The 5,610-nt window shown below is 58.5% G+C and carries 8 protein-coding genes and 2 pseudogenes; 6 read left to right on the top strand and 4 right to left on the bottom strand.

Translation table 11 applies throughout. From position 1 onward, the window contains the following. The 3 genes and pseudogenes from QZ964_RS20780 to QZ964_RS21670 all read left to right on the top strand — a co-directional run. Positions 1 to 293 (top strand): glucoamylase family protein (locus QZ964_RS20780; protein ID WP_292534163.1); only part of this gene is annotated, 293 nt, incomplete at its 5' end. A 110-nt stretch (positions 294 to 403) separates the two neighbouring features. Next, positions 404 to 568, top strand: a pseudogene (locus tag QZ964_RS21665) (glycoside hydrolase family 15 protein); the annotation flags it as partial. A gap of 365 nt (positions 569 to 933) precedes the next feature. After that, positions 934 to 1,068 (top strand): glycoside hydrolase family 15 protein, encoded by a 135-nt coding sequence (locus tag QZ964_RS21670; protein ID WP_367119305.1) that lies wholly within the window; start codon positions 934 to 936, stop codon positions 1,066 to 1,068. On the opposite strand, the gene QZ964_RS20790 is transcribed toward QZ964_RS21670, so the two are convergent. Further along, entirely contained in the window at positions 1,006 to 1,266 is a 261-nt protein-coding gene (locus tag QZ964_RS20790) for a methionine adenosyltransferase (RefSeq protein WP_292534166.1), read from the bottom strand. The two genes, QZ964_RS21670 and QZ964_RS20790, sit on opposite strands and share 63 nt — an antisense overlap. Positions 1,267 to 1,871: 605 nt before the next feature. Then, positions 1,872 to 2,993, bottom strand: a complete 1,122-nt coding sequence (locus QZ964_RS20795; RefSeq protein WP_292534170.1) for an IS630 family transposase — start codon at positions 2,991 to 2,993, stop codon at positions 1,872 to 1,874. 29 nt (positions 2,994 to 3,022) lie between these two features. On the opposite strand from QZ964_RS20795, the gene QZ964_RS20800 reads away from it, so the two are divergent. From QZ964_RS20800 to QZ964_RS20810, 3 genes are all read left to right on the top strand, one after another. Next, positions 3,023 to 3,325, top strand: coding sequence for a MarR family transcriptional regulator (locus QZ964_RS20800; protein WP_292534173.1), 303 nt, complete (start codon positions 3,023 to 3,025; stop codon positions 3,323 to 3,325). Between the two features lie 17 nt (positions 3,326 to 3,342). Beyond that, positions 3,343 to 3,987, top strand: a complete 645-nt coding sequence (locus tag QZ964_RS20805) for a methyltransferase domain-containing protein (protein ID WP_292534175.1) — start codon at positions 3,343 to 3,345, stop codon at positions 3,985 to 3,987. Between the two features lie 471 nt (positions 3,988 to 4,458). Further along, entirely contained in the window at positions 4,459 to 4,686 is a 228-nt protein-coding gene (locus QZ964_RS20810) for a hypothetical protein (protein WP_292534178.1), read from the top strand. A 238-nt stretch (positions 4,687 to 4,924) separates the two neighbouring features. On the opposite strand, the pseudogene QZ964_RS20815 reads toward QZ964_RS20810, so the two are convergent. Continuing rightward, a pseudogene (locus tag QZ964_RS20815) lies at positions 4,925 to 5,074 on the bottom strand (isoprenylcysteine carboxylmethyltransferase family protein); the annotation flags it as partial. Between the two features lie 87 nt (positions 5,075 to 5,161). Beyond that, positions 5,162 to 5,610, bottom strand: a 449-nt coding sequence (locus tag QZ964_RS20820) for an NAD(P)-dependent oxidoreductase (RefSeq protein WP_292534181.1), incomplete at its 5' end; no start/stop codon positions are given.

Below are 5,610 nucleotides of genomic sequence, written 5' to 3' on the forward strand. Positions count from 1 at the left end.
CGCCGACCGCGGCATTGTCGAGTTTCCCATATGCGCCGGAAGCGGCGCTTCGCGCCATGCGGCATTTTTACGATAAGCTCGGCGACAGGCTTTGGGGTCGTTTTGGTTTTACCGATGCGTTCAGCGAAGATGCCGATTGGTTCTCCCATACCTATCTTGCAATCGACCAGGGACCTACCGTCGCGATGATCGAAAATCACCGCACGGGTCTGTTGTGGGATCTTTTCATGAAGGATCCCGATGTGCAGGTCGGATTGCGTCGCCTCGGATTTCAAAGCCCGCATCTCAAATAGGACCCCGCAGGGAGCTGTAAAAGCCAGCGGTGAAAGAAAATGCGATGAGCGACAATGCGGGCATGCTTTTGGAATGGATGGAGCGGCAATATCTGCTCTCTTACGCGGCCATGCTCAGGGCGGTTTCAGCAACCGAACTCGTCAAAGTTCGCCGCCATTTTGGGCAGACCATTCGGCCAGCGCCCGGGTCCGTCCTGGCGTCTCCCGAGATCGCTTCTTACGATCCAAATTCGGACTATTTTTTCCATTGGGTGCGCGATTCAGCGATTGTCATTGACGCTTTACGCGTATTGCTCGCGGAGCAGACGCTGGGATCGGATGCGACCCGTTATCTCGTCGATTTTGTCAATTTCAGCCTTGGTCTTTGTCAACTCGATGGCCGCGCTTTTTTGCGTCGGGGCGATTATCGCCAAGCGATTGATCCGGCTTTCCTCCCTCACGCGCGCAGCGACCGTGATCTTAGCCAAGTCTATCGTGACCGCGTCCTCGGCGAAGCGCGTTACAATGCGGACGGGACGCTCAACATTCTCAATTGGGCCCGTCCGCAAAATGATGGGCCAGCGTTGCGCGCACTCGCCGTCTTGCGCTTTTTCCTGCTTGACGCGTTTCGTGATCGTATAGACCAGGCGTCGGTAACACGTTGCTCCAATTCGATCTTGACTATACGCTTCAGCATTGGCGAGAGCCCTGTTTCGATCTTTGGGAGGAAATTTCAGGCGACCATTATCACACGCGCCTCGTACAATATGCAGCGCTTGCCGATGGGGCGGCATAACGCTTTGTCGACATTGTGGTGAAGCACTTCGCCGCATTCCAAGAGATAGAGGCGCGATAGCGCCAAACTCATCTGTTCGGCAATTTCATCGCAGATTGTATCCGGATGACCCAGGCCCTTTCGCTCGACGATCTCAAAGTCAAGCAAGTCCCCGCTCGGGTGATCGATGTCGCGAATGAAGAGGCGCTCAGGCGTCACGAGTCGGTTTCCTCTTCTCTATTGCTGAGGCATGGAAGCCCGCGAAAAGGTTCGTAACCGCCATTAGCGCTGCAGGCTTGGAACGCGCGGTGGGGCACTCGATCATAGCGGTGCAGTCCAATTACGAGGGCCATTTTTCTACTTCCGCTCGCCGGATCGGGTGAAGTTTGACTGATCGCCAGCGTCCCGTGTGGAACGGATGGCCGTTTCGACACAAGCTTAGAGCGCACAGCCATGAAAGCCATCGATAAGCCAGGCTGCCGCGAGTGGGCGTGTACCCCGAATGTCCCGGAACCCGATCGTCGCTGCCGGCATTCATTAAGCCCCTTTTGTATGATAGCGAGATCGGGCCCCTGAAACTGGAGCAGGTTTTCAGAATTTGATGGGAACGACATGCGGAGAACATCGAGACGTGACCACGCCTGGCTCTACCCGATGCTATCCTTGGCGTTCGCCGTCACCATTCTGCTCGCTTTTGGACTCACCTGGTGGCACGCATTGGCTGTTACCGCGCTGCTTGGATGTCCGCTCGTCATATTATGGGGCTTGATTTTCAGTTGGTCCCAACCGGAGGCCGGAAGTGAGCTAGTACCTCGTCACAGTGATTATGACTCTTTGGCGGCGTCTGGATAGGCCCGGGCGAGTTTTTGGCGGGCTTTCTGTGTGTTGAACTTCCATTCGATGCGCGCGCCGGAAGCATTTCGTTGGTGCTGCCACGCGGCGATTTCGGAAACGAGGCGATCGCGCTCGCCGATGCGGCGATCCAGGCACTGGCCACGCAGCACGCCGATCTCGATTTCAACCATGTTAAGCCAACTGGCGTGCTTTGGCGTGTAATGGAACTCGAGCCGCTGCAAAATGCGATGGGCCTCGGGTGCGGGGAAAGCTTCGTATAGAGCGCCGCAGCTGTGGGTCGAAAGGTTGTCGAGCACGACGCGGATCCTGTCCGCATCGGGATAATGCGTATCGACGAGATCGCGCATGCAATGAGCAAAATCCTTCCCAGTTCTGTGATCCGTGACCTTCACGTGACGCCAGGATTTATGCGCATCAAGAAACACGAACAGATTGGCCGTGCCGTTGCGCCGATATTCGCAATCATAGCGCTCCAGCCTCCCTGGCGCGGCCGGGATCGGCAGCCGGACCTCGCCAATCAACTGCGTGGGGCTTTCGTCGAAGCAAATGACTGGGCGCTTTTGATCCGCCTCTTCGGCATAAAGGTCGAGCACGTCCTCCATGCGGGCGACATAGGCGCCGTCCACTTGCGGGATGCACCACATGTCTTTGCGCCAGGGTTTCAGGTCGTCTTCGGCCAAGCGCCGCCGCACAGTTTCCCGCGACAGCTCTTCATGCTCAGTTAGCTTGACCATCTCTTCGGCCAGCAGGTCCAACGTCCAGCGCTTGCGTCCCTCGGGCGGGTTGGAGCACGCGGTCGCCACCAGCAACGCCGTTTCCTTGCCGGTCAGCTTGCGCGCCGCGCCTGGACGTGGCTCTTCCTTCAGCGCGAGTTCCAGATTGCCTTCGACAAAGCGCCGTTTGGTCCGGTAAACGGTCGAGCCGCTGACCCTCACAGTGCTGGCGATGGTCTCGTCGCTGGCGCCTGCGTCCGCGGCAAGCAGTATTTGCGCACGCTTGAGTTTTCGTGCCGCATGTTTGCCGCCGCTCAGCAGCGCCGAAAGCTCATTGCGTTCCGCCTCGTTCAAATCCACGCGATAGCGTATGTTCATCGTGCGCCCTCCGCTTTCGAGGACTCTCGATGAATCGAACCGCCAGTGATTCGCGACCGGATTTCACCCCAAAACAGGGGCAGTATCTCGCTTTTATTCACGCATATACGTTAGTGAACGGGCGCCCCCCAGCCGAAGCCGATATGATACGGTTCTTCAAAGTCACGCCGCCTACAGTCCATCAAATGGTGCTGACGCTCGAACATGCCGGCCTCATCTCACGACGACCCGGCGCTGCGCGAACCATTAAAATACTCGTCGATCAAACCGCCTTGCCAGCCCTCCAGCCGATCCAAAACCAACCCGTCAAAATCACTGTGTCGGAGTACTAGCGCCGGAAACCGATGGCGTGACCATCGAGTGGATTGCGCCCTTTTACGACCGTTTGTGCACGTTGCTCGGATTGGGTCGCGCTTTCCGGGGACAAATTCTCGAGGTGGCTGCCCTAAAGGCCGGCGAGCGCGTCCTCGATGCCGGTTGCGGAAGCGGCGTATGGACCCGTCTTGCGGCCGAGGCGGTCGGGTCCTCGGGTCAGGTCGTCGGCTTCGATCCTGGTCCGAGGATGATAGGGATCGCCCGCCGCAATGCCGCTCAGGAAGGAAGTCGGGCGACCTTCGAATTGGCTGCTGTCGAAGAGCTTCCTTTCGAGGACTCCAGCTTCGACGCGGCGCTATTGAGCTTGGTCCTCCATCACCTGCCAGCCGAAGTGAAGCGAAGCGGCCTCAAGGAAATTGGCCGTGTCCTTCGGCCGGGCGGGCGGTTGATCGTAGTCGACTTAGACCGGTCCGACAGCGTGCTGTGGCGGATTGTCCTGTGGCCGCTGTCGCACGTCGGGACCTCGGCCGACGCCTTCGAAGGAAAGATACCGATCTATCTGCGCGAGGCTGGGTTTGAACCAGTCACAGTCGAGGTGCGGTGGTGGAAGTCGCTGACCTTTTGGCGGGCGATGAAGCCGCTGTCATCCATCGCCTCGGTGGAAACGCCTGCCAAGTGAACCGATTCGAAATCGACTCGTCGAAGGCGCCGCTTACGCGATTGTCGATATCCGGGTTGGTTTCCTCACTCGCCACTGCGTGCTGCGGACCAAGTTCCCGCAGATCTATGTAACGCAGACGCTCCGAGCCATAGGTCGCTTACCCGACCTCTGGTTCCATGTTGTTGATTTACACTTCAAGGTGAGACTCGGCCGGTTCGGCCGCGATTCGTGCTGCCGCGCTGGTTTTCAAATCGGCAGCACGGTTGTAGGAGGCCAGCTGATCCGACTAGGTCCGCGACCGCTCAGAGCTTCGTCGAGAACCACGAAGAAGGGGGACGTGGGATTAGGCTGCTCGATTGGAATGGCGCTACTGGCTACGACGCCGAAGTGTGAGAAACTGCAGTCTACGCAGGCATGTCGCTCCTGTTGGTCGTCTCCGTCCCTTGTTGGAGCGCCATCGACATTCTTGTGCGCTGCCTCGCGATGCGCATGAGCGCCGCGCTGCTTGTGCGCGTTGCCATGAAGATCCATAGCCGCAAGAGCGCCATGATGCTCGCTCAGGCAGTGGGTCGCTGCGGCGCCAAGAACGAAGGTGAGCGCGACCGCAGGTCTGACCACGCAAGTGGCGTAAAGCGCGAGCAAACAGATCGCCGCGCGAAATCGCAGTCTCTGAGCCAGACGATTCATGCCGAGATCGGTCCTCCTCGGACACCTTGACGCCACGCTAAATTCCGAAAGGGGACGAAACAAGGGTTTCAGCGCCTCTGTTGGCGACTTTATACAAGATATTGCGCCGGCTCGTGTTCAATTTCCCAGGTTTTGGGCCTTCGGGTCGCGAGGCGCGTTCGTTACCCGTGCGTCGCTCTAGTTTTAGCGACATGGAGAGGGAGCGTCTTTACCGAGGCGCGCCGGCCCTGGATTAAATCCAAGACCGCATCCCCGCTCCGTCCCTTTCTCAGACTTGGCCGCGTCTGCGATTCCCCCTCCTGGCTCCGATCCGCGGAACGAAAGCGGGAACCTCGGCCATATATCGCTCATAGGCGACGCCGAACTCGGCGAGCGCTTCGCGCTCCTCGGCCCGGGAAAGGCGCACATACATGACGACCCGCCAACATGCATCAAGACCCCTTAAGCTCGATCAGCATCCGCAAGACGTTGGCCCGATGGACTTCGATGATCCAGACCTCGACGCTTAATTCATGCGCGATGGCGATCTGCTAACGATGTTCTGCGGATGGCCCTCGAGGAAGGCGTGGATATTTGCGACTGTGGTCTCGACTATTCGACCTACGGCTTCCCTTGTATTGAAAGCGCTATGCGGAGTAACGATTACGTTTGGCATCCGAAGCAGTACATGATCCGCCACGAGATCGCGCAGGTCGTGCTGATTGCAGAAGATCGAGCAGATAAGTTCGGCCTCCTCGCGGATCAAAGGCTCGTCGGGCAGGACATCGAGTCCGGCGCCAGCCACCTTGCCCGAGCGGAGCGCTTGGATCAGCGCAAGAGAATCGATTAGGCTTCCGCGCGCCGTGTTGACGATGATGACGCCGTTCTTCATCCGTGCGAACGTCTTGGCCGAGAGCAGATGATAAGTCGCGGGTGTCGCCGGAGCGTGGAGCGTGATCACATCCGAGTGCGCGA

The organism is Methylocystis sp. (assembly GCF_021731785.1).
In the GTDB taxonomy this organism is placed as follows: Bacteria; Pseudomonadota; Alphaproteobacteria; order Rhizobiales; family Beijerinckiaceae; genus Methylocystis.

Coding starts and splice junctions, on each gene's coding strand:
- QZ964_RS20810 (WP_292534178.1), top strand. CDS start 4,459: ATGAGCGCCGCGCTGCTTGTGCGCGTTGCCATGAAGATCCATAGCCGC.
- QZ964_RS20795 (WP_292534170.1), bottom strand. CDS start 2,993: ATGAACATACGCTATCGCGTGGATTTGAACGAGGCGGAACGCAATGAG.
- QZ964_RS20800 (WP_292534173.1), top strand. CDS start 3,023: ATGAATCGAACCGCCAGTGATTCGCGACCGGATTTCACCCCAAAACAG.